Source organism: Ensifer sp. LC163 (genome assembly GCF_001695855.1).
Classification (GTDB): Bacteria; Pseudomonadota; Alphaproteobacteria; order Rhizobiales; family Rhizobiaceae; genus Ensifer.
This window is the reverse complement of record NZ_MBSS01000012.1, coordinates 520,265-538,685: the sequence shown is the minus strand read 5'-3', so window position 1 is coordinate 538,685 and position 18,421 is coordinate 520,265. Positions and strand designations below refer to the sequence as shown.

The 18,421-nt window shown below is 61.9% G+C and carries 20 protein-coding genes; 13 read left to right on the top strand and 7 right to left on the bottom strand.

All coding sequences use genetic code 11. The features are described from left to right. Positions 1 to 86 precede the first annotated feature (86 nt). The 11 genes from BC360_RS12565 (at position 87) to rnhA (ending at position 7,373) form a co-directional block, all read left to right on the top strand. On the top strand, positions 87 to 1,043 hold the full coding sequence (locus tag BC360_RS12565; protein ID WP_065782667.1) for a heme o synthase: 957 nt from the start codon (positions 87 to 89) through the stop codon (positions 1,041 to 1,043). After that, positions 1,043 to 1,183, top strand: coding sequence for a hypothetical protein (locus BC360_RS31520; RefSeq protein WP_025426174.1), 141 nt, complete (start codon positions 1,043 to 1,045; stop codon positions 1,181 to 1,183). Before BC360_RS12565 ends, BC360_RS31520 begins: the two co-directional genes overlap by 1 nt. A 12-nt stretch (positions 1,184 to 1,195) precedes the next feature. Beyond that, positions 1,196 to 1,795 (top strand): cytochrome c oxidase assembly protein, encoded by a 600-nt coding sequence (locus BC360_RS12560; RefSeq protein ID WP_065782665.1) that lies wholly within the window; start codon positions 1,196 to 1,198, stop codon positions 1,793 to 1,795. A gap of 64 nt (positions 1,796 to 1,859) precedes the next feature. Beyond that, positions 1,860 to 2,738, top strand: a complete 879-nt coding sequence (locus BC360_RS12555) for a cytochrome c oxidase subunit 3 (protein ID WP_065782663.1) — start codon at positions 1,860 to 1,862, stop codon at positions 2,736 to 2,738. A gap of 100 nt (positions 2,739 to 2,838) precedes the next feature. Then, positions 2,839 to 3,333 (top strand): L,D-transpeptidase family protein, encoded by a 495-nt coding sequence (locus BC360_RS12550; RefSeq protein WP_139110007.1) that lies wholly within the window; start codon positions 2,839 to 2,841, stop codon positions 3,331 to 3,333. Next, positions 3,330 to 3,713, top strand: a complete 384-nt coding sequence (locus BC360_RS12545; protein ID WP_065795396.1) for a DUF983 domain-containing protein — start codon at positions 3,330 to 3,332, stop codon at positions 3,711 to 3,713. The genes BC360_RS12550 and BC360_RS12545 overlap by 4 nt, the downstream gene beginning before the upstream one ends. After that, complete coding sequence (locus BC360_RS12540; RefSeq protein ID WP_083222530.1) at positions 3,682 to 4,449, top strand: SURF1 family protein; 768 nt, start codon at positions 3,682 to 3,684, stop codon at positions 4,447 to 4,449. The genes BC360_RS12545 and BC360_RS12540 overlap by 32 nt, the downstream gene beginning before the upstream one ends. Before the next feature lie 54 nt (positions 4,450 to 4,503). After that, positions 4,504 to 4,869 carry a DUF1304 domain-containing protein gene (locus tag BC360_RS12535; RefSeq protein WP_065795395.1) on the top strand — a complete coding sequence of 122 codons (366 nt, stop codon included), beginning with the start codon at positions 4,504 to 4,506 and terminating at the stop codon, positions 4,867 to 4,869. A gap of 3 nt (positions 4,870 to 4,872) precedes the next feature. Further along, the gene (gene ispH, locus BC360_RS12530) at positions 4,873 to 5,880 is read left to right on the top strand and encodes a 4-hydroxy-3-methylbut-2-enyl diphosphate reductase (RefSeq protein WP_065795394.1); all 1,008 of its coding nucleotides are present in this window, start codon (positions 4,873 to 4,875) and stop codon (positions 5,878 to 5,880) included. A gap of 39 nt (positions 5,881 to 5,919) precedes the next feature. Further along, complete coding sequence (locus BC360_RS12525) at positions 5,920 to 6,900, top strand: homoserine kinase (RefSeq protein WP_065795393.1); 981 nt, start codon at positions 5,920 to 5,922, stop codon at positions 6,898 to 6,900. Further along, positions 6,897 to 7,373, top strand: coding sequence for a ribonuclease HI (gene rnhA, locus BC360_RS12520; protein WP_065782654.1), 477 nt, complete (start codon positions 6,897 to 6,899; stop codon positions 7,371 to 7,373). The genes BC360_RS12525 and rnhA overlap by 4 nt, the downstream gene beginning before the upstream one ends. Before the next feature lie 31 nt (positions 7,374 to 7,404). Here rnhA and BC360_RS12515 read toward each other — a convergent pair whose 3' ends face one another. Together BC360_RS12515 and BC360_RS12510 are read right to left on the bottom strand one after the other, a co-directional pair. Further along, entirely contained in the window at positions 7,405 to 7,890 is a 486-nt protein-coding gene (locus BC360_RS12515; RefSeq protein WP_053250780.1) for a peroxiredoxin, read from the bottom strand. A gap of 142 nt (positions 7,891 to 8,032) precedes the next feature. Further along, positions 8,033 to 8,854: a protein-disulfide reductase DsbD domain-containing protein gene (locus BC360_RS12510; protein WP_065795588.1), complete on the bottom strand. Its 822-nt coding sequence runs from the start codon at positions 8,852 to 8,854 to the stop codon at positions 8,033 to 8,035. A gap of 208 nt (positions 8,855 to 9,062) precedes the next feature. Here BC360_RS12510 and BC360_RS12505 point away from each other — a divergent pair, with 208 nt between their 5' ends. Next, positions 9,063 to 9,656, top strand: a complete 594-nt coding sequence (locus tag BC360_RS12505) for a YqgE/AlgH family protein (RefSeq protein ID WP_413813739.1) — start codon at positions 9,063 to 9,065, stop codon at positions 9,654 to 9,656. Positions 9,657 to 9,768: 112 nt separating this feature from the next. Here BC360_RS12505 and BC360_RS12500 read toward each other — a convergent pair whose 3' ends face one another. From BC360_RS12500 to thrC, 4 genes are all read right to left on the bottom strand, one after another. Further along, entirely contained in the window at positions 9,769 to 12,678 is a 2,910-nt protein-coding gene (locus BC360_RS12500) for an EAL domain-containing protein (protein ID WP_065795392.1), read from the bottom strand. Beyond that, a complete protein-coding gene (locus BC360_RS12495) occupies positions 12,678 to 13,289 on the bottom strand; it encodes a GNAT family N-acetyltransferase (RefSeq protein ID WP_065782648.1) in 612 nt (203 codons plus the stop codon). The genes BC360_RS12500 and BC360_RS12495 overlap by 1 nt, the downstream gene beginning before the upstream one ends. Before the next feature lie 192 nt (positions 13,290 to 13,481). Continuing rightward, positions 13,482 to 14,783, bottom strand: coding sequence for a M16 family metallopeptidase (locus BC360_RS12490; RefSeq protein WP_139110006.1), 1,302 nt, complete (start codon positions 14,781 to 14,783; stop codon positions 13,482 to 13,484). Between the two features lie 16 nt (positions 14,784 to 14,799). Beyond that, positions 14,800 to 16,200 (bottom strand): threonine synthase, encoded by a 1,401-nt coding sequence (thrC, locus tag BC360_RS12485; protein ID WP_065795391.1) that lies wholly within the window; start codon positions 16,198 to 16,200, stop codon positions 14,800 to 14,802. A gap of 279 nt (positions 16,201 to 16,479) precedes the next feature. Here thrC and BC360_RS12480 point away from each other — a divergent pair, with 279 nt between their 5' ends. Continuing rightward, entirely contained in the window at positions 16,480 to 17,028 is a 549-nt protein-coding gene (locus tag BC360_RS12480) for a hypothetical protein (protein ID WP_065783026.1), read from the top strand. Between the two features lie 96 nt (positions 17,029 to 17,124). Here BC360_RS12480 and BC360_RS12475 read toward each other — a convergent pair whose 3' ends face one another. Beyond that, complete coding sequence (locus BC360_RS12475) at positions 17,125 to 18,231, bottom strand: ABC transporter substrate-binding protein (RefSeq protein ID WP_065782406.1); 1,107 nt, start codon at positions 18,229 to 18,231, stop codon at positions 17,125 to 17,127. Between the last annotated feature and the right edge of the window lie 190 nt (positions 18,232 to 18,421).

Genomic DNA, 18,421 nt, shown 5'->3' with positions numbered 1-18,421 from the left:
AGAAGCCGCCGGTTCCGGCGGCTTCACCCCGCCGGAGAACCGGCAAAAGACGGCCCGTATGGGCAAAAGACGATCAAGGACGAGACATGACGGTCATCGACAATCACGAAGCAGTTGGCATGGATGGTGCACCGCGCCTGTCCGAGGCCTCTGCACGCGATTACTTCGAGCTTCTGAAGCCCCGCGTCATGTCGCTCGTCGTGTTCACGGCGCTTGCCGGCCTCGTGCTCGCGCCCGGACACATCAATCCCTTCATCGGTTTCATCGCCATCCTGTGCATCGCAGTCGGTGCAGGCGCCTCCGGCGCGCTCAACATGTGGTATGACGCCGATATCGACGCGGTCATGACCCGCACGGCCAAGCGCCCGATCCCGGCCGGCAAGATCCTGCCCGAGGAAGCGCTGGCCTTCGGTCTGACGCTCTCCGCTTTTTCCGTGATCATCCTCGGGCTCGCCGTCAATTGGCTCGCAGCCGGGTTGCTCGCCTTCACCATCTTCTTCTACGCCGTCATCTATACGATGTGGCTCAAGCGCTCGACGCCGCAGAACATCGTCATCGGCGGTGCTGCCGGTGCCTTCCCGCCCATGATCGGCTGGGCCTGTGTCACCGGCGGCGTATCCGTCGAAAGCATCATCCTGTTCCTTATCACCTTCCTGTGGACGCCGGCGCATTTCTGGGCGCTCGCACTGTTCAAGATGGGCGACTACGGCTCCGTCGGTGTGCCGATGCTGCCCAATGTCTGCGGCCAGGCAACCACCAAGAAGCAGATCGTCATCTATGCCGTGCTGACTGCCCTGATCGGCATCTGTCCCACCTTGCTCGGTTTCGCGAGCATCGGATACGGGGCGGTTGCAGCAGCGCTTGGTCTCGGCTTCATCTGGTATTCGATCGGCGTGCTGCGCATGCCTGAGACGGATGAGCGCATGCTGCCCGCCAAGAAGCTTTTTGCCTTCTCGATCATGTATCTGTTCGTGATCTTCTCCGCTCTGATGGCGGATCACCTGATCGTCAATATCTGGTTGAATGCCGGGAGTGTTGCCTGATGGAAACCGTCAAGCTGAACGAAGCCCAGAAGAAGTCGCGCCGCGGCCGCAACATTGCGCTCGGTATCGTGCTGGCTGGTCTGGTCGTCCTGTTCTACGTCGTCACGCTGATCAAGTTCGGCAACGGCATGGTCAACTGAGGGAGACGTGATATGACGACCTCCCAGAATTCCGAGCAGAAGCAGCGTTCCAACGGCGTCATCGTCGGCACCTGCCTCGCCTTCGTTGTCGGCATGACGGGCATGGCCTACGCGGCAGTGCCACTCTACGACATGTTCTGCCGCGTCACCGGCTATAACGGCACGACGCAGCGCGTCGAGCAGGCATCGGACGTCATTCTTGACGAAAAGGTCAAGGTCACCTTCGACGCCAATACCTCTGGCGGCCTGCCTTGGGAGTTCAAGCCGGTTCAGCGCGACATCGACGTCAGGATCGGCGAGACCGTGCAGGTGATGTACCGTGCCAAGAACCTTTCGTCGAAGCCGACGACCGGGCAGGCGACGTTCAACGTCACGCCGATGCAGGCCGGCGCCTACTTCAACAAGGTTCAATGCTTCTGCTTTACCGAGACGACCCTGCAGCCGGGAGAGGAGATGGAGATGCCGGTGGTATTCTTCGTCGATCCGGACATGGTCAAGGCGGTCGAGACCAAGGACATCAAGACACTGACACTTTCCTACACCTTCTACCCGCGCGAGCCGTCGAAGCCGGTCGCACAGGTGAAGACGGGCGAAACTGAGAACAAACTTTGACTGGAGGCCCGTTTCGGCTATGCCGAAAGGGCGACAAGAGAAAGACCTATCGGGGATTACTGACATGGCCGATGCGCATCAGAAGAATCACGACTACCACATCATCGACCCGAGCCCCTGGCCGTTGCTTGCCTCGATCGGCGCATTCGTCATGGCGTTCGGCGGTGTCGGCTACATGCGCTATCTCTCGGGCGGCTCCTTCAAGCTGTTCGGCGCAGAGCTCGCCAATCCGTGGGTCTTCTTCATCGGTCTCGCCGTCATCCTCTACACCATGTACGGCTGGTGGTCGGACACGGTGAAGGAAGCGCACGAGGGTCACCACACCCGCGTCGTCTCGCTGCACCTGCGCTACGGCATGATCATGTTCATCGCCTCGGAAGTGATGTTCTTCGTCGCCTGGTTCTGGGCTTATTTCGACGCCAGCCTCTTCCCCGGCGAAGCAATCCAGGCGACCCGCACGGCCTTTACCGGCGGCGTCTGGCCGCCGAAGGGCATCGAGGTTCTCGATCCCTGGCACCTGCCCCTCTACAACACCGTCATCCTGCTGCTTTCCGGCACGACGGTAACCTGGGCGCACCACGCGCTGCTGCACAACGACCGCAAGGGCCTCGTCTACGGCCTGACGCTGACCGTCCTGCTTGGCGTGCTGTTCTCCTACGTCCAGGGCTATGAATACGCTCACGCTCCGTTCGCCTTCAAGGACTCGATCTACGGCGCGACCTTCTTCATGGCGACCGGCTTCCACGGCTTCCACGTCCTGGTCGGCACGATCTTCCTGCTCGTCTGCCTGCTGCGCGCGCTGCGTGGCGACTTCACGCCGAAGCAGCACTTCGGCTTCGAAGCGGCCGCCTGGTACTGGCACTTCGTTGACGTCGTCTGGCTGTTCCTCTTCTTCTCCATCTACATCTGGGGTGGTTGGGGCGCGCCTGTCGCTCACATGTAAGAGGATTTGAGCTCAAGCTCTTCTCGACAAGGCGGCTGCGACCATGCAGCCGCCTTATTTTTTTGTTTGTCTTGCGGTGGTATCGATGGGGCGAGCCGACATGAAAATACGCGTGGCTGCGGTCACGACGGCATGGCTTCTGGCCGGATGCTTTTCTGCCTTTGCCGGCGATCTGGCCGACCGCGTGGTGGTGCACAAGGAAAAGCGGATCCTGCAACTCTTCCGCGGCGGTGAGATGTTGCGCCAATATACGATCGCCCTTGGTGGCAATCCGATCGGCCACAAGCAGCGCGAGGGCGACCGGCGAACGCCGGAAGGTCTCTATGTCCTGGACTGGCGTAATGACCAGAGCGGTTATCACCTGTCGATGCACGTCTCCTATCCGACACCCGCGGATATCAAGGCAGCGGCAGCCAAGGGCGTCGATCCCGGCGGCATGATCATGATCCACGGTCAACGCAACTATTTCGGCTGGCTGGCGTTTATGACGCAGATGTTCGATTGGACGGATGGCTGCATTGCGGTTACGAATACCGAAATGGATGAAATCTGGGACATGGTTCCCAACAACACCCCGATCGAGATCAATCCGTGAGTGACGACAAAGCTCTCTATCCGCCGGTCGACCCGGTCATGACAGGCATCAAGGGCCTGTGCCCGCGATGTGGCCAGGGCAAGCTGTTCGACGGGTTCCTGACGGTAAAGCCCGCCTGCGCCAACTGCGATCTCGACTATCGCTTCGCCGATTCCGGTGATGGTCCGGTTGTCTTCGTCATCCTGATTGTCGGCTTCATCGTCGTCGGCGCGGCGCTCTGGATGGAGGTCAACCTCAATCCGCCGCTCTGGCTGCATTTCCTGCTCTGGATACCGCTGGCGATCGTACTCAGCCTCGGCCTGACGCGCGTGCTGAAGGGCATCCTGATCAACCTGCAGTATCGTAACAATGCGCGGCCCGGCGAGATCGATCGTGGCTGAGATCGAGGTCAAGAAGAAGGGCGGCCTTGTCGGGCGCCTCGGCGCATTCGTCCTGCTCGCTATCGTCTTCGCCATCCTTGTCTCGCTCGGCACCTGGCAGATGCAGCGCCTGCACTGGAAGGAAGGCCTGCTTCAGGCAATTGCCGAGCGCCGTTCGGCGCCACCGGTGACGCTTGCCGAGATCGAGAAGATGCTCGCGGCAGGTGCCGACATCGATTACCGCACCGTCACGGTTCCCGGCGGTTTCGACCACAGCAAGGAGCGACACTTTTTTGCCACCTACAATGGCCGCACCGGCTACTACATCTTTACGCCCTTGACGATTGAGGACGGTCGCTCCTTGTTCGTCAATCGCGGTTTCGTGCCCTTCGAACAGAAGGATTCCTCGACCCGTCTGGCAGGCGAGCTTCCGGCTTCCGCGGCGATCCACGGCCTCGCAAGACCGAAGCTTAGCGAAAAGCCGTCGTCAATCGTTCCCGACAATGATCTCGTAAAGAACATCTTCTACTGGAAGGACCTCGATGCGATGGCATCGTCGGTCGGGCTTCCCGCCGACAAGGTCGTGCCGTTCTTTGTCGATGCCGATGCGTCGCCCAATCCGGGCGGACTTCCGATCGGTGGTGTTACCCAGTTCGACCTGCCGAACAGTCACCTGCAATACGCGCTGACCTGGTACGGCCTTGCCGCGGCCCTGGTCGTTGTCAGCGGCGTCTTTGTCATGCGGCGCAGGCCATAGGCGGCTCGCCGACGCCGTGCTATCCCTGACCGACGCAGTTGGGGGGCATGGGTAATGGGCTTGATATCGACGATCCTGATCGCGCTGACAGCGCTTTTGCATCTCGGCTTTCTCGTGCTGGAGATGTTTTTGTGGACCAAGCCGCAGGGGCGTTCGGTTTTCCGCATGTCGGTCGAGCAGGCGGAAGCGACCCGGGTGCTGGCCGCCAATCAGGGGCTTTACAACGGCTTTCTCGCGGCCGGCCTTTTCTGGTCCCTCCTGCAGCCGGATGCATCATTTGCCGTCGAGTTGAAGGTGTTCTTCCTTGTGTGCGTGATCGTTGCCGCTATATATGGCGCGTGGTCCGTCAAGCCGCGTATCCTGTTGATCCAGGGCGGCTCGGCGATTGCAGCCCTTGTTTTCGTTCTACTGGCATCCTGATCCATGGCATCATCCGCGGCAAAATCTCCGATCACCATTCGCCTTTGCGGGCCGCGCGGCTTTTGCGCCGGCGTCGACCGGGCGATCCAGATCGTCGTCCTGGCGCTGAAGGAATTCGGTGCGCCGGTCTATGTGCGCCACGAGATCGTGCATAATCGTTATGTCGTGGAAGGACTTGAGGCCAAGGGCGCGATTTTCGTCGAGGAACTCGACGAGATCCCGCCGGAGCATCGCAAGCAGCCGGTGGTGTTTTCCGCCCATGGCGTGCCGAAATCGGTGCCTGCGGATGCCGATACGCGCAATCTCTTCTACCTCGACGCCACATGTCCGCTGGTCTCCAAGGTCCACAAGCAGGCGATGCGCCACAACCGGCTGGGCCGCCACGTGGTGCTGATCGGCCATGCCGGCCATCCGGAAGTCATTGGCACGATGGGGCAGCTCCCGGAAGGTGCTGTTTCGCTGGTCGAGACAATCGAGGATGCGGATGTCTACATGCCGCCCGATCCGGACAATCTCGGTTTCGTCACCCAGACCACGCTTTCCGTCGACGACACCGCCGGCGTCATCAAGCGGCTGCACGAGCGCTTCCCCAACCTGACGGCGCCGGCTGCGGACTCGATCTGCTATGCCACCACCAACCGGCAGGAAGCGGTCAAGCAGGCGGCACCCGGCTGCGATCTGTTCCTGGTCGTCGGTGCGCCGAATTCGTCGAATTCCAAGCGCCTCGTCGAAGTCGCGCTGAAGGCCGGCGCGACGAAGTCCGTTCTCGTGCAGCGGGCAGCCGAAATCGACTGGGATTCGATCGGCGATATCTCCACCGTCGGTCTGTCTGCCGGCGCATCGGCGCCTGAGGTGATCGTCAACGAGATCATCGAGGCGTTCCGCGAGCGTTACGACGCCGTCGTTGAACTTGCCGACACCGTCGAGGAAAACGAGAACTTCCTCGTCAATCGCGAGATCCGGCATGTGCCGCTGACCGCCGCCGACATGGCCTTCGTCAACGGCGAATAACCCGCATATCTTGCCCGCATATCTTGAAAGTGAACAACCGTGGCAGTTTACACCGATATCACGGAAGACGACCTGAGCGCTTTCCTCGAGGCCTATGACGTCGGCCAGCTGACCTCCTACAAGGGCATCGCCGAGGGCGTCGAAAACTCCAACTTCCTGCTGCACACGACGAAGGGCGCCTACATCCTGACGCTCTACGAGAAGCGCGTGAACGCGGATGACCTGCCGTTCTTCCTGGGGCTGATGCATCACCTGGCCGATGGCGGGCTTTCCTGCCCGCTGCCTTTGCCGCGCGCGGATGGCGAGCTCCTGGGCGAATTGTCCGGCCGTCCGGCCGCGGTGATCTCTTTCCTCGAAGGCATGTGGCTTCGCAAGCCCGAGGCCAAGCATTGCCGCGAGGTCGGTAGGGCGCTGGCAGAGATGCATGTCGCAGGTCAGGGCTTTGGCCTGGCGCGCGCCAATGCGCTTTCGGTCGGCGGCTGGCGGCCGCTATGGGTCAATTCCGAGGCGCGCGCCGACGAGGTGCAGACCGGTCTCAAGGACGAGATTTCCGCCGAACTCGAGCATCTCGAGCGCAACTGGCCGAAGTCGTTGCCGGATGGCGTCATCCATGCCGATCTGTTCCCCGACAATGTCTTCTTCCTCGGCGACCAGCTTTCCGGCCTGATCGACTTCTACTTCGCCTGCAACGATTATCTCGCCTACGATGTGGCCATCTGCCTCAACTCGTGGTGCTTCGAGAAGAACGGCTCCTACAATATCACCAAGGGCATGGCGCTGCTTTCGGGCTATGAGGGCGTGCGCAAGCTGACGGCGGACGAGGTCGAAGCCCTGCCGCTGCTCTGCCGCGGTTCGGCGCTGCGGTTCTTCCTGACGCGCCTCTACGACTGGTTGATGACGCCGGCCGGCGCCCTGGTCGTCAAGAAGGATCCGCTGGAATACCTGACGAAGATCCGTTTCCATCGGGCGATCGTTTCCAGCGCCGAGTATGGCCTCCGGCTCGAAGAGGCTTCGGCATGAAACACGTGGACATCTTCACCGACGGTGCCTGCTCGGGCAATCCCGGGCCGGGCGGCTGGGGCGCGGTGCTGCGCTACGGCGAGGTGGAAAAGGATATGTGTGGCGGCGAGGCGGAAACGACCAACAACCGCATGGAGCTTCTGGCTGCGATCTCGGCGCTCGATGCGCTGAAGAGCGCCTGCGAGGTCGACCTGCATACCGACAGCAAATATGTGATGGACGGCATCTCCAAGTGGATCCACGGTTGGAAGAAGAACGGCTGGAAGACCGCGGACAAGAAGCCGGTGAAAAACGGCGAACTCTGGCAGGCACTGGACGAGGCGAACCGGCGCCACAAGGTGACCTGGCATTGGGTCAAGGGCCATGCCGGCCATCCGGAAAACGAACGCGCCGATGAACTCGCCCGCAAGGGCATGGAGCCCTACAAGAAAGGGCGCCGTCCGGATCCTCTCTCAATAAAAAACGGGCCGTAAGGGCCCGTTTTTTATTGATTGATGTCAGTGCTCAGAGCTGTTCCAGCATCGCGGCGGCGCCCGATACGGTTGCCTGACCCGGGCTTTCCTCGAGGTTGAGTGTCTTCACCACGCCGTCTTCGACGAGCATGGAATAGCGCTTCGAGCGGATGCCGAGCGTGCCGGCGGAAAGATCGATATCCATGCCAAGCGCCTTGGTGAAGGCGGCATTCCAGTCCGAGAGGAAATGGATCTTGCCCATGCCGCCTGACGACGTCGCCCACGCGCCCATGACATGCAGGTCGTTGACGGCAACCACGGCAATATCATCGATGCCACGCGACAGGATCGCGTCACGGTTTTCGAGATAGCCGGGAAGATGGTTGAGCGAGCAGGTTGGCGTGAACGCGCCGGGAACGGCGAAGAGCACAACACGCTTGCCCTTGAAAAGCTGTTCGGTCGTCACTTCCACCGGACCATCGGCGGTCTTTTCCTTGAAGGTTGCGGCAGGCAGCTTGTCTCCGACGGCAATGGTCACGGCATTCTCCTTGCGTTGCGCGCGTGGCCAGACCGGCGTTCCGGCAGGGCGTTGTCGCGGCTTGAGTTGTCTTGCGTCCGGGCGTCTCCTGCTGGCGTCCTTGGACGCCATCGCCTGAAACCGGCTGGACTATAGAGACGCATCAATCAAAGGCAAGGGTCGTTTCCATGCTGCGCCCGTCCGCACGCACGGTGACGATGACCGGCTTTCCCTTCAGGCTCTTGTCCTTGCCGGAGAGCCGAACGGGGATCTCCGCCTGGAGCTCCGCGCCGTCCGTCTTGGTGATCACCGGCTTGCCGAAGGAGAGGCCGGAGGCGCCGGCAAGGAACAGTTCGCGGTGATCCTTGCCGGTATCCGGCGGCAGCCGCAACGAGAGGTGCACCGCTGCCTTCTGCTCGTCATAGGTGGCTGTCGTCACCTTGAAATCTTCGGAGGGAGGTTCCGGCAGGGCAGCGACTGCGTCATCGATGCGGGCGGCATCGAGCGGGTTGTCGAAGTCGCCGTGCTTGAGCGTCAGGTCCAATTCGCCCTGCACCGGAATGCAGATGTCCTCGCAGATCCCGAGAAACACCGAGGCGCGGATTTTCACGTCTCCCTCACCGTGCAGGCGTTTCAGGGTGAGCGGGAAGGCAACCGACTTGTCGTAGCCGACATAGCGTACGACACCGTCGTCGAAGGTCTTGGGAACGGGAAAGCCGATCTTCTCAAGAACGACGCCCGCGGCCGGATCGAGCGTGATCTGCGGGGGAATGCCGCTGGCGCCGGGCTCGCGCCAATAGGTCTTCCAGCCGGGGTTCAGCTTAACCTCGAGCGTTGCGGGGATTGTGCCGTCCTGCTGCGGCGGAGCAGCGACAAGTCGGATCATGCCGCCGGCCGACGTCATCCATTCGCTGGTCGCGGCTTGAGCGCCGGTAGGCAGAAAAAATGCGACGAGAAGGCTTGCCGTGCCGATGCGCTGGGCCATGTTCTTATATGTGGGGCGTTGGATCATGACTAAAGCAATATCGCTTTTGCCGGCAGCGCTCCAGACGCCCCATTGGGCGCGGAGATCATAAATGTTTGATCAGGCAGGGCACGGCAAACGCGGTACGTGCATTATTTGGCAGTCGCGACGTTGAAGCGCTTTTCATTTCGCGGCGAATTGGTAGGCTGTCTGCATTATGGCAATAACCATGGCACAGAAGAAACGGGAACGCGGTTTCCTTGACGGTCAGTTCCTGATCGCCATGCCTGGGATGTTTGACACGAATTTTGCCCGCACCGTCATCTTCATCTGCGCCCATTCGGATGACGGCGCCATGGGGTTCATCCTCAATCGGCCGCAGCAACTCACCTTCGCCGACGTTCTGATGCACCTTGAGATTCTCGACGAGGACGAAGCGATCCGTCTGCCGGCGATGACGCGCGACTTCCAGATTCAGACTGGCGGACCGGTCGAGACCGGGCGTGGTTTCGTGCTGCATTCCGACGACTATTTGAGCGATTCCAGCATTCCGGTCAGCGATGACATTTGCCTGACCGCCACGCTCGACATCGTCCGCGCGATCTCGCGCGGGGAGGGGCCGCATCGGGCGACGATGATGCTGGGTTATGCGGGCTGGGGTCCCGGCCAGCTCGAGGCGGAAATCACGCAGAACGGCTGGCTGACCTGCCCGGCGCACGAGGAACTGATCTTCGACAAGGCCCTCGGCGACAAATACGACCGCGCCCTTGCTTTGATGGGCGTTAGCCCGGCGATGCTGTCGATCGACGCCGGCCACGCCTGATCGCGGACGCCGAAAACCCGGGCAATCCACCTCAAGACACCGAGGCTCACTGAGTTCTACGGTATGAGACCGCGGCTGTGCTCGCCGCGTTGCATTGGCCTGTTCCGCTTGGTTAAGCCCGTTTCATCAGCGGAAATCGCTCTTTCAACAGCCGCAGGATCGACTCCGAGCCGATCGGCGGGCCGAACAGGAAGCTCTGGCCGTAATCGCAGCCCATCTGCGAAAGCTGGATCGCGTCTTCCTCGGATTCAATCCCTTCGGCCACGACCTGCATGTCGAGTTCGCGCGCCATGGTGATCACCGAGCGCAGCAGGATGCCGCGTTTGTCGCTCGGGTCGCGCACCAGCGCCTTGTCGATCTTGATCGTATCGAAGGGGAAGCGGGTGAGATAAGAGAGCGACGAGTGGCCCGTGCCGAAGTCGTCGAGCGCCAGCTTCAGCCCGGCTTCCTTCAGTTTCTCGAGAACGAGCCGGGCCTGCTCCGGGTTCTCCATTACGAGAGATTCCGTCAGCTCCATCTTCACCTTGGCCGGATCGCAACGGTTCTTGTTGAGAACCGCCCGAACGTCGTCATACAGCTCGTTGTTGAGAAGCTGTGCGCTGGAGAGATTGATCGACACGAAGATCGGCAGGTCGCCGGTCTGGATCTGCCACTCCGTGAGGTCGCTGGTCGCCTTGTCGAAGGCGAACATGCCGAGCTGATTGATCAGCTCGGAATTCTCGGCGATCGGGATGAACTCGGTCGGCGAGACGTTGCCGCGCTTGGGGTGGTCCCAGCGCATCAGCGCTTCGAACCCGGCAATCTCGGCGTCGCTGAGCCGGACGATCGGCTGATAGACCAGCGACAGTTCCTTGCGCTCGATGGCGCGCTTGAGATCGGCTTCGAGCTGCATGCGATCCGAACCGGAGGTTCTAAACGCCGGCCGGAAGGGCTCGACGCGATTGCCGCCTTCCTTCTTGGCGCGGAACATCGCCAGCTCCGCATCGTCGATCAGGCCGGCAGCGCTCTGTTCCTGCTCGAGCCAGGAAACGAGGCCGATGGATGCGGTGAGGTTGATCTCGCGGTTACCGTAGTTGAGCGGAACCATGATCGCCTTGCTGACCGCGTCGGCGAAATCGGCAACCTTGGCCGGGTCGCGTTCCGACATCAGGATTAACCCGAATTGGTCGCCGCCGAGGCGTGCCAGCGTATCCTGCGGACGCAGCAGCCGGCGCAGCCGGCGCGTCAGTGCGATCAGGATGTTGTCGCCGGCAGCAATGCCGAGCAGGTCGTTGACCTGCTTGTAGCGGTCGATGTCGATCGCAAGCACGGTCGGGCGTGCCGTCGTTGAGCTGTCGGCCATCAGCAGAATGGCCTGCAGGCGGTCGAGGAAGACCTGTCGGTTGGGAAGGCCGGTCAGATTGTCGTGCAGCGCATTGTGCAGCAACCGCTCGACCGAATTGCGCTGCTCGGTGATGTCGATGATCGTGCCGACGCAGCGGATGATCTCGCCATTGGCGCCAAGCACCGGGCGCGCGCGGATAGACAGCCAGTGATAATGGCCATCCTCCGCACGCACGCGGAACTCGTGGTTGAGCTTGCCGCGGCGGTGTTCGAGCAGGACATCGAGGGTAGCGCGAAAGCGATCGCGGTCATCCGGGTGCAGGCGCGGCAGCCAGTTGCGCAAGGGGCCGTGCATCGAGCCCATCGACAGGCCGAGCTGCAGCGAGATGTCGGGAATGGTGACGACGCGGTCACGCGCCACGTCCCAGTCCCAGACCGTATCGCCGGAGCCCGTCAGCGCCAGCGACTGGCGCTCCAGATCGGAAAACAGGCCCTGCTGGTAGGCGCCGCCGGCAAAGGCGTGCTGCATGACGGTGAAACCGATCAGCAGCACGATCAGCACGAGACCACCGCCGAGCGCCGGCTGGACGATGTCGTTGGCCAGCTGGCCAGTGACGGTCAGCCAGGCGCCGAACAGCCAGACCAGAATGAGCAGCCAAGCAGGGACCAGCAGGATGGCGCGGTCGTAGCGGTTGAAGCCGAGATAGGCGATCAGCACGATGCCGACCGTTGCCGTGAGCGCGAAGGAGAGGCGGGCGATACCCGATGCGATTGCCGGATCATAGACCGCAACGCCGAAGAGCAGGCCGAGGCCGAGGATCCAGGCGAGCGTTGCGTAACCCAGGTGCTGGTGCCAGCGATTGAGGTTGAGATAGGTGAACAGGAAGATCACGAGACCCGCCGCCAGGAAGACCTCGGTGCCCGCTCGCCATATTCGCTCGTCGCCGGCCGTGACGCTGATGAGCTTGGACAGAAAGCCGAAATCGACGCAGATATAGGCCAGCACCGCCCAGGCGAGCGCCGCCGTCGCCGGCAGCATCGACGTTCCCTTGACCACGAACAGGATCGTCAGGAACACGGCGAGGAGGCCGGCGATGCCGAGCACGATGCCGCGATAGAGCGTGAAGGCGTTGACTGTGTCCTTGTAGGCGTCCGGCTGCCAGAGGTAGATCTGCGGCAGCTCCGGGGTCGCCAGCTCGGCGACAAAGGTGATGACGGCGCCCGGGTTGAGCGTGATCTGGAAGACGTCCGAATCGTCGCTTGGCAGCCGTTCGAGCGCGAAACCCTCGCTCGGTGTGATCGACAGCATGCGCTGCGACCCGAGGTCGGGCCAGAAGAGCTTGGAATTCACCAGGCGGAAATGCGGCGCGACGATCACCCGATCGAGCTGCTCGCCGGAGACGTTGGCAAGCGCGAAAACCGCCCAGTCGCCCTGATGGTTCTCGGTGCTGGAGCGCACCTCGATACGACGGACGATGCCGTCGGCACCCGGCGCTGTCGATACCTGGAAGGCCTCGCTGCGGCCGCTGTAGATCTCGGTCGTCGCGGTCAGGTCGAGTGCGGTGTCTTCGCGCGAAATCTTGACCGGCTCAAGAGCATGGGCAATGCCGCCAAACGCGCAGAAAAGCGTTGTGAGAGCGATCAGAAACGCTGCCAGCTTCGAGGCTGACCATGCGAAGGGCGAGCGGGTTAGAGGCATCAAAGGGGCAATTTCCTGTTCGGTACGGCATCATCGGACAGGAGAGAGAACAGCACATGGTCACGCCATTGCCCGTTTATCCTCAAGTACTGTCTTAAGTAGCCTTCACGCTCAAAACCGGCCTTTTCAAGGAGCCGGATGCTTCTTGAGTTCTCCGGAATACAGGCTGCTTCAATACGGTGCAACTCAAGGCTCGAAAAGATGTAGGGAATCGCGAGCTTGAGGGCGGCGAACATGTGGCCGTGGCCGGCATGGCGCTCGCCCATCCAGTAGCCGATCATGCAGTTTTGCCCGGCTCCACGGCGGATATGGCCGATGGTGAGCCCTCCGAGCAGGGTCTCTGCAGGCTTGTGGAAAAGAAAAAGCGGCACGGCCTGGCCGGACGCGAATTCCTGCTCGTTGCGGATGACGCGGCCGCGAAAGGCGCTCTCCGTCATTTCGTCGGCGCGCCAGGTCGGTTCCCACGGCTCCAGAAAGCTGCGGCTCTCGCTTCGAAGCTCGTACCATTGACGATAATCGGCGTAGCGGGGAAGGCGGAGCAGGTAATCCTGATTGGCGATCTCGATCGTCTCGGGCTGCCGCGACAGGAACCGAAAAACCGATCGTGTCATATGTGCCTCCGAGGCCTTCCAGTTGAACGCGCGGAAGATCCTTAACCGCCCGGCGGACAGCGCCCTTTGCGCCATCGCAAGTCCAAGCGTTGCACAACTTTGCGCACAAATCGAATCCGATTTTACGAAAAGCCGCAAACACTTCGCCGACCGGGCGCCATGACGGGCCCGGCCGAAATCAGGTGTTCCGGATCAGCTTGCGACGGCGTGTGCGACGACGGTTTTTCCGGTGAGCGACGACAGGATGTCGTTCATCGGCGCCAGCTGTTCCAGCGGTCCGATCGCCGACAGCGTCGGACTGGTGTCGAAGAACAGGCGACCTGCCAGATCGGTCAGGCGCTCGATGGTGATGCCCGACAGGCGCTCCATCAGCTCCTCGTTCGGGATCGGGCGACCGTAGAGCATCATCTGGCGGGCGATCTGGCCTGCACGTGCGGCCGGGCTTTCCTGGCCCATCAGCAGCTGGGCGCGGATCTGGGCGCGGGCACGCTCGATTTCCTGCTGTTCGATGTTCATCGACGACTTGCGCAGTTCGTCGACGATGACGGGCATCAGCTCCGGCAGGTTTTCACCGCCGGTGGCCGCATGCACGCCGAAGATGCCGGTGTCGGAGAAGCCCCAATGGAAGGCATAGACCGAGTAGCAGAGGCCGCGGTGCTCGCGCACTTCCTGGAAGAGGCGCGAAGACATGCCTCCACCGAGAATGTTGGCGAGGATCTGCGAACAGTAGAAGTCGCGGGCGTGATAGGCCTTGCCTTCGAACCCGAGCAGGATCTGTGCATCCATCAGGTCGCGCGTTTCGCGGCTTTCGCCGCCAGTGTAGATCGCGGTTTCGAGAACCGGCGTTGCAAGCGGAGTGCGTGGCAGTGTCGAGAAGCGTTCCTCGACCTGGCGCACGAAAGCTTCGTGCTCGACGGCGCCGGCGGCGACGACGAACATCCGGTCGGTGGTGTAGTTGCGGCCGAGATACTGGCGGATCTGGTCGGCGGAGAACGACATCACCGTCTCTGGCGTGCCGAGGATCGGGCGTCCAACCGTCTGGTTGCGGTAGGCGGTTTCGGCGAAGCGGTCGAAGACGACGTCGTCAGGCGTGTCGTCGGCGGCGCCGATCTCCTGCAGGATCACCTGCTTTTCGCGGCGCAGTTCCTCCTCGTCGAAACTCGACTCTGTCAGAATGTCGGCAAGGATGTCGACGGCCAGCGGCACATGATCCTTGAGGACGCGTGCGTAGTAGGATGTCGTTTCGGTCGAGGTCGCGGCGTTGACTTCGCCGCCGACATTCTCGATTTCCTCGGCGATCTGGCGGGCGGTGCGCCGTCCGGTGCCTTTGAAAGCCATGTGCTCAAGCAGATGGGCGATGCCATGTTCGCCCACGGTTTCGTTGCGTGAACCGGATTTGATCCACACGCCGAGCGCCACGCTTTCGAGATGCGGCATCTGCTCGGTTACCACCGTCAACCCGGAAGGGAGCCGGGTGCACTCAACTTTCATCATACGTTTCTTCTCGTTCTTACCCCCGGACACGGGCACGGTCGCCGATAAAGGTCTCGACGCTCTTCAGGTCCGCATCCAGGATATCGAAACGCTCCTCCCTGTTCATCAAGTCAGCAAGCCACGTCGGAAGCGCCGGGTCAATACCACTTGCCGATTTTACGGCGCCGGGGAATTTTGCGGGATGGGCGGTTGCAAGCGTGACCATCGGGGCGGAAGGCTTCTCGTGCTTGGCCGCCACGAAGACGCCGATGGCGCTGTGCGGATCGAGCAGATAGCCGGTCTCTTCCAGGGTTTTGGCAATGGTCTTGGCGACATCTTTCTCCGAAGCGCGCCCGGCACGGAACTCCTTGCGGATCGCCTTCAGCGCCTTTTCGCGGATGGCAAAAGAGCCGGACTGCTTGAGGCTGTCCATGGCGGAGCGCACTTCGGCCGGGTCGCGATCGTTGGCTTCGAACAGCAGCCGTTCGAAGTTGGACGAGATTTGGATATCCATCGACGGCGAAGTGGTCGCCTTGACCTCGCGCATTTCGTAGCGGCCGGTCTTCAGCGTGCGGGCGAGAATGTCATTTTCGTTGGTGGCGACGATCAGCTTGTCGATCGGCAGGCCCATGCGCTTGGCGACGTAGCCGGCGAAGATATCGCCGAAATTGCCGGTCGGCACGGTGAAGGAAATCTTCCGGTCCGGCCCACCGAGCGCGATCGCGGTCGTGAAATAGTAGACGATCTGGGCCATGATCCGCGCCCAGTTGATCGAGTTGACACCCGACAGCTTGACGCGATCGCGGAAGGCCGCGTCGTTGAACATGCCTTTGACGAGGTTCTGGCAATCGTCGAAATTGCCCTTGACGGCGATGGCGTGAACGTTGCCGGCCTTCGGCGTCGTCATCTGGCGCTGCTGCACGGCAGAGACCTTGCCATACGGGAAGAGGATGAAGATGTCGGTGCGCTCGCGCCCGGCAAAGGCGTCGATGGCAGCGCCACCGGTATCGCCCGAGGTCGCGCCGACGATGGTTGCCCGTTCGTCGCGCTCGGCGAGCACATAGTCCATCAGCCGGGCCAGCAACTGCATCGCCACGTCCTTGAAGGCGAGCGTCGAGCCATGGAACAACTCCATGACGAAGGCATTGGGGCCGGTCTGGACCAGCGGGGCGATGGCCGGGTGACGGAACGTGGCATAGGCCTCGTCGATCATCTCGCGAAACTTTGCCGAGGGGATCTCGCCGTGGATGAAGGGCTCGAGTACGGCGAAGGCGATGTCCTGATAGGATTTGCCGCGTAGCGCCCGGATCTCCTTTTTCGACAGCGTCGGCCATTCCTTGGGAAGGTAGAGACCGCCGTCGCGCGCAAGGCCCGCAAGCAGCGCATCGCAGAAGCCGAGAGGAGCGGCCTCGCCGCGCGTCGAGATATACTTCACCATCCTAGTCCTTCGTCTTGCCTTCGGATCGCGGCGACCCTATGCGAACCGGCCGCGGCGCGTCTGTCTTATTGCGTCAGTCCTTGACAAAGTCCCCACGCATTCTTGTCACCAGTGCAATTTCCGGCCTCAGCGTCGTTTCGGAAAATTCCGATCGAGGTGGCTGACCCAATCGATTTTTCAATTCGCCGCTGCTATAGACGATGCCCGAAGGCCATGAAAGGCCTTCCGGCCGAGATTTCGGTCAAGGAGTTTCAACCGGTTCAGCAGAGGTTGTTCAACGTGTTTGGCAAAGTATCCCGGCCTGTCCTCGCAATATCCTTTCTCGCGGTCCTCGCCGGCTGTAACAAGACGCAATCCGGCGGAGCGATCGATGCGGGTGGCAGTGCCGCAGCACCTACGCCGGCCGTCGTCCAGGCAGCATGCCCGCAGGTGGTCTTGAGAGACGGCACCTCGTCGTTCCGCACCTATGCCAAGGGCGGCAAGGACGATCCGACCAAGGTCATCTATCAGGCGTCGCTGGCCGACACGACGCGGCAATGCGTTCAGAGCGAAACCGCCCTGACGATCACCGTCGTGGTTCAGGGCCGTGTCGTCAGCGGTCCCGCGGGCGGTCCCGGCAAGATCACCATGCCGATCCGCGTCGCCGCAACGGACGAAGAAAAGACGCTCTATTCCGAGCTGACCCAGCACGCCGTTGAGATCCCGGCAAACGGCTCGACGCAGTTCGTCTTCACCAAGGCAGACGTCACGCTGCCGGCCGGCGCAGGGTCCAACGCCAAGGTCTTCGTCGGCTTCGACGAAGGTCCGCCGGCCAAGCGCAAGAAGTAAGATCAGCGCAGGGTTGGTATAAGCGGCTGCAACGGCAGCCTGAAACGAAAAACGCCGGGGCAAGCCCCGGCGTTCTCATTTGGTGACTATAAGAAACTACTCGGCAGCGACGCTCTTGCCGCCTTCCCACTTGTAGAGCGAGAAAGCCTGCGAGGTGAGGTCGCCGGCTTCGCCGTAGGTCAGCTTGCCGAGCACCGTGTCGATCGGCTCGCCGGACTTGATAGCGGTCGCAACCGCGGTCGCATCCTCGGCGGAGCCGGCCTTCTCGATGCCGGCCTTCAGGACCTGTACCGCCGCATAGGCGTTAAGGGTGAAGGCCTCAGCCGGAATGCTCTTCGCCTTCAGCGCCTCGACGGCCGGAGCCGACGCCGGGTTGCGGGTCGCGTCGCTGGCGTTGGTATAGGTCGTGCCCGTCGCAGCTTCGCCGCCGATTGCCCAGAACTCGGTGTTTGACAGGCCGTCGCCGCCGAAGATCTGCGCCGTCACGCCCTGGTCGCGCATCTGACGTGCCAGCAGACCGCCTTCCGGATGATAACCGCCGAAGTAGACGACATCGACCTTCTCCGCCTTCAGACGGGTGACGATGGCGCTGAAGTCCTTGTCGCCCGGATTAAGGCCTTCGTAGACGACTTCGGTGATGCCGCCGGCGTTGATCCCCTTCTTGAAGCCGTCGGCGAGGCCCTTGCCATAGGGAGCCTTGTCGTGCAGGACGGCGACGCGCTTGTCCTTGAGGTTCTTGACCACATGGGCTGCAGCGACCTCGGCCTGCTGGTCGTCACGGCCGCAGGTGCGCAGCACGTTCCAGAGGCCGCGGGTGGTCAGATCAGGCGTGGTTGCCGTCGGCGTCACCATAAGGATGCCGTTTTCGGCGAGCACGTCGGAAGCCGCCATCGAGGTGCCGGACAATACCGGGCCGACGACGAAGCGGATGCCTTCACCGGCCGCCTGGTTTGCGACCGACACGGCCTGCTTCGGGTCGCCGGCATCGTCGAGCATCTTCAGCACGATCTTCTCGCCGTTGATGCCTCCAGCCTTGTTGATCTCTTCCGCGGCCGTTTCCGCGCCGTTCTTTACCTGCTCGCCATAGGCCGCGACCGGGCCGGTGAGCGGCGTGATGACACCAACGGTGATATCGGCAAAGGCGAGCGGCCCGAAGGCGACGCTGGCTGCCAGGGTCAGGCCCGTCAACAGTGAAAGACGCATAGTGTTTCCTCCTAGAAATACCCCTGTGGGGCTTGCTTGATATGGCCCTCGTGCGCGGTGCGAAAACCGGGGAGATCTTCGGAGGGACAGCCATGGCACATCAATGTGACATCGTGTCCCTCGGCGCCTAATCGGACGCCCGCCGTGGTGGCCGAGAGCTTTTTCCCGCCCCGGTAAACGGCCGGGGCGA

What these genes read in the sequence shown, in the direction of transcription:
- BC360_RS12565 (WP_065782667.1), top strand. Translation starts at nt 87, where the DNA reads ATGACGGTCATCGACAATCACGAAGCAGTTGGCATGGATGGTGCACCG.
- BC360_RS12490 (WP_139110006.1), bottom strand. Translation starts at nt 14,783, where the DNA reads ATGATGAAAGTTGAGTGCACCCGGCTCCCTTCCGGGTTGACGGTGGTA.
- BC360_RS12540 (WP_083222530.1), top strand. Translation starts at nt 3,682, where the DNA reads ATGCGCGGCCCGGCGAGATCGATCGTGGCTGAGATCGAGGTCAAGAAG.
- BC360_RS12495 (WP_065782648.1), bottom strand. Translation starts at nt 13,289, where the DNA reads ATGACACGATCGGTTTTTCGGTTCCTGTCGCGGCAGCCCGAGACGATC.
- ispH (WP_065795394.1), top strand. Translation starts at nt 4,873, where the DNA reads ATGGCATCATCCGCGGCAAAATCTCCGATCACCATTCGCCTTTGCGGG.
- BC360_RS12555 (WP_065782663.1), top strand. Translation starts at nt 1,860, where the DNA reads ATGGCCGATGCGCATCAGAAGAATCACGACTACCACATCATCGACCCG.
- thrC (WP_065795391.1), bottom strand. Translation starts at nt 16,200, where the DNA reads ATGGTGAAGTATATCTCGACGCGCGGCGAGGCCGCTCCTCTCGGCTTC.
- BC360_RS12560 (WP_065782665.1), top strand. Translation starts at nt 1,196, where the DNA reads ATGACGACCTCCCAGAATTCCGAGCAGAAGCAGCGTTCCAACGGCGTC.
- BC360_RS12535 (WP_065795395.1), top strand. Translation starts at nt 4,504, where the DNA reads ATGGGCTTGATATCGACGATCCTGATCGCGCTGACAGCGCTTTTGCAT.
- BC360_RS12510 (WP_065795588.1), bottom strand. Translation starts at nt 8,854, where the DNA reads ATGGCCCAGCGCATCGGCACGGCAAGCCTTCTCGTCGCATTTTTTCTG.
- BC360_RS12505 (WP_413813739.1), top strand. Translation starts at nt 9,063, where the DNA reads ATGGCACAGAAGAAACGGGAACGCGGTTTCCTTGACGGTCAGTTCCTG.
- BC360_RS12475 (WP_065782406.1), bottom strand. Translation starts at nt 18,231, where the DNA reads ATGCGTCTTTCACTGTTGACGGGCCTGACCCTGGCAGCCAGCGTCGCC.
- BC360_RS31520 (WP_025426174.1), top strand. Translation starts at nt 1,043, where the DNA reads ATGGAAACCGTCAAGCTGAACGAAGCCCAGAAGAAGTCGCGCCGCGGC.
- BC360_RS12550 (WP_139110007.1), top strand. Translation starts at nt 2,839, where the DNA reads ATGAAAATACGCGTGGCTGCGGTCACGACGGCATGGCTTCTGGCCGGA.
- rnhA (WP_065782654.1), top strand. Translation starts at nt 6,897, where the DNA reads ATGAAACACGTGGACATCTTCACCGACGGTGCCTGCTCGGGCAATCCC.
- BC360_RS12500 (WP_065795392.1), bottom strand. Translation starts at nt 12,678, where the DNA reads ATGCCTCTAACCCGCTCGCCCTTCGCATGGTCAGCCTCGAAGCTGGCA.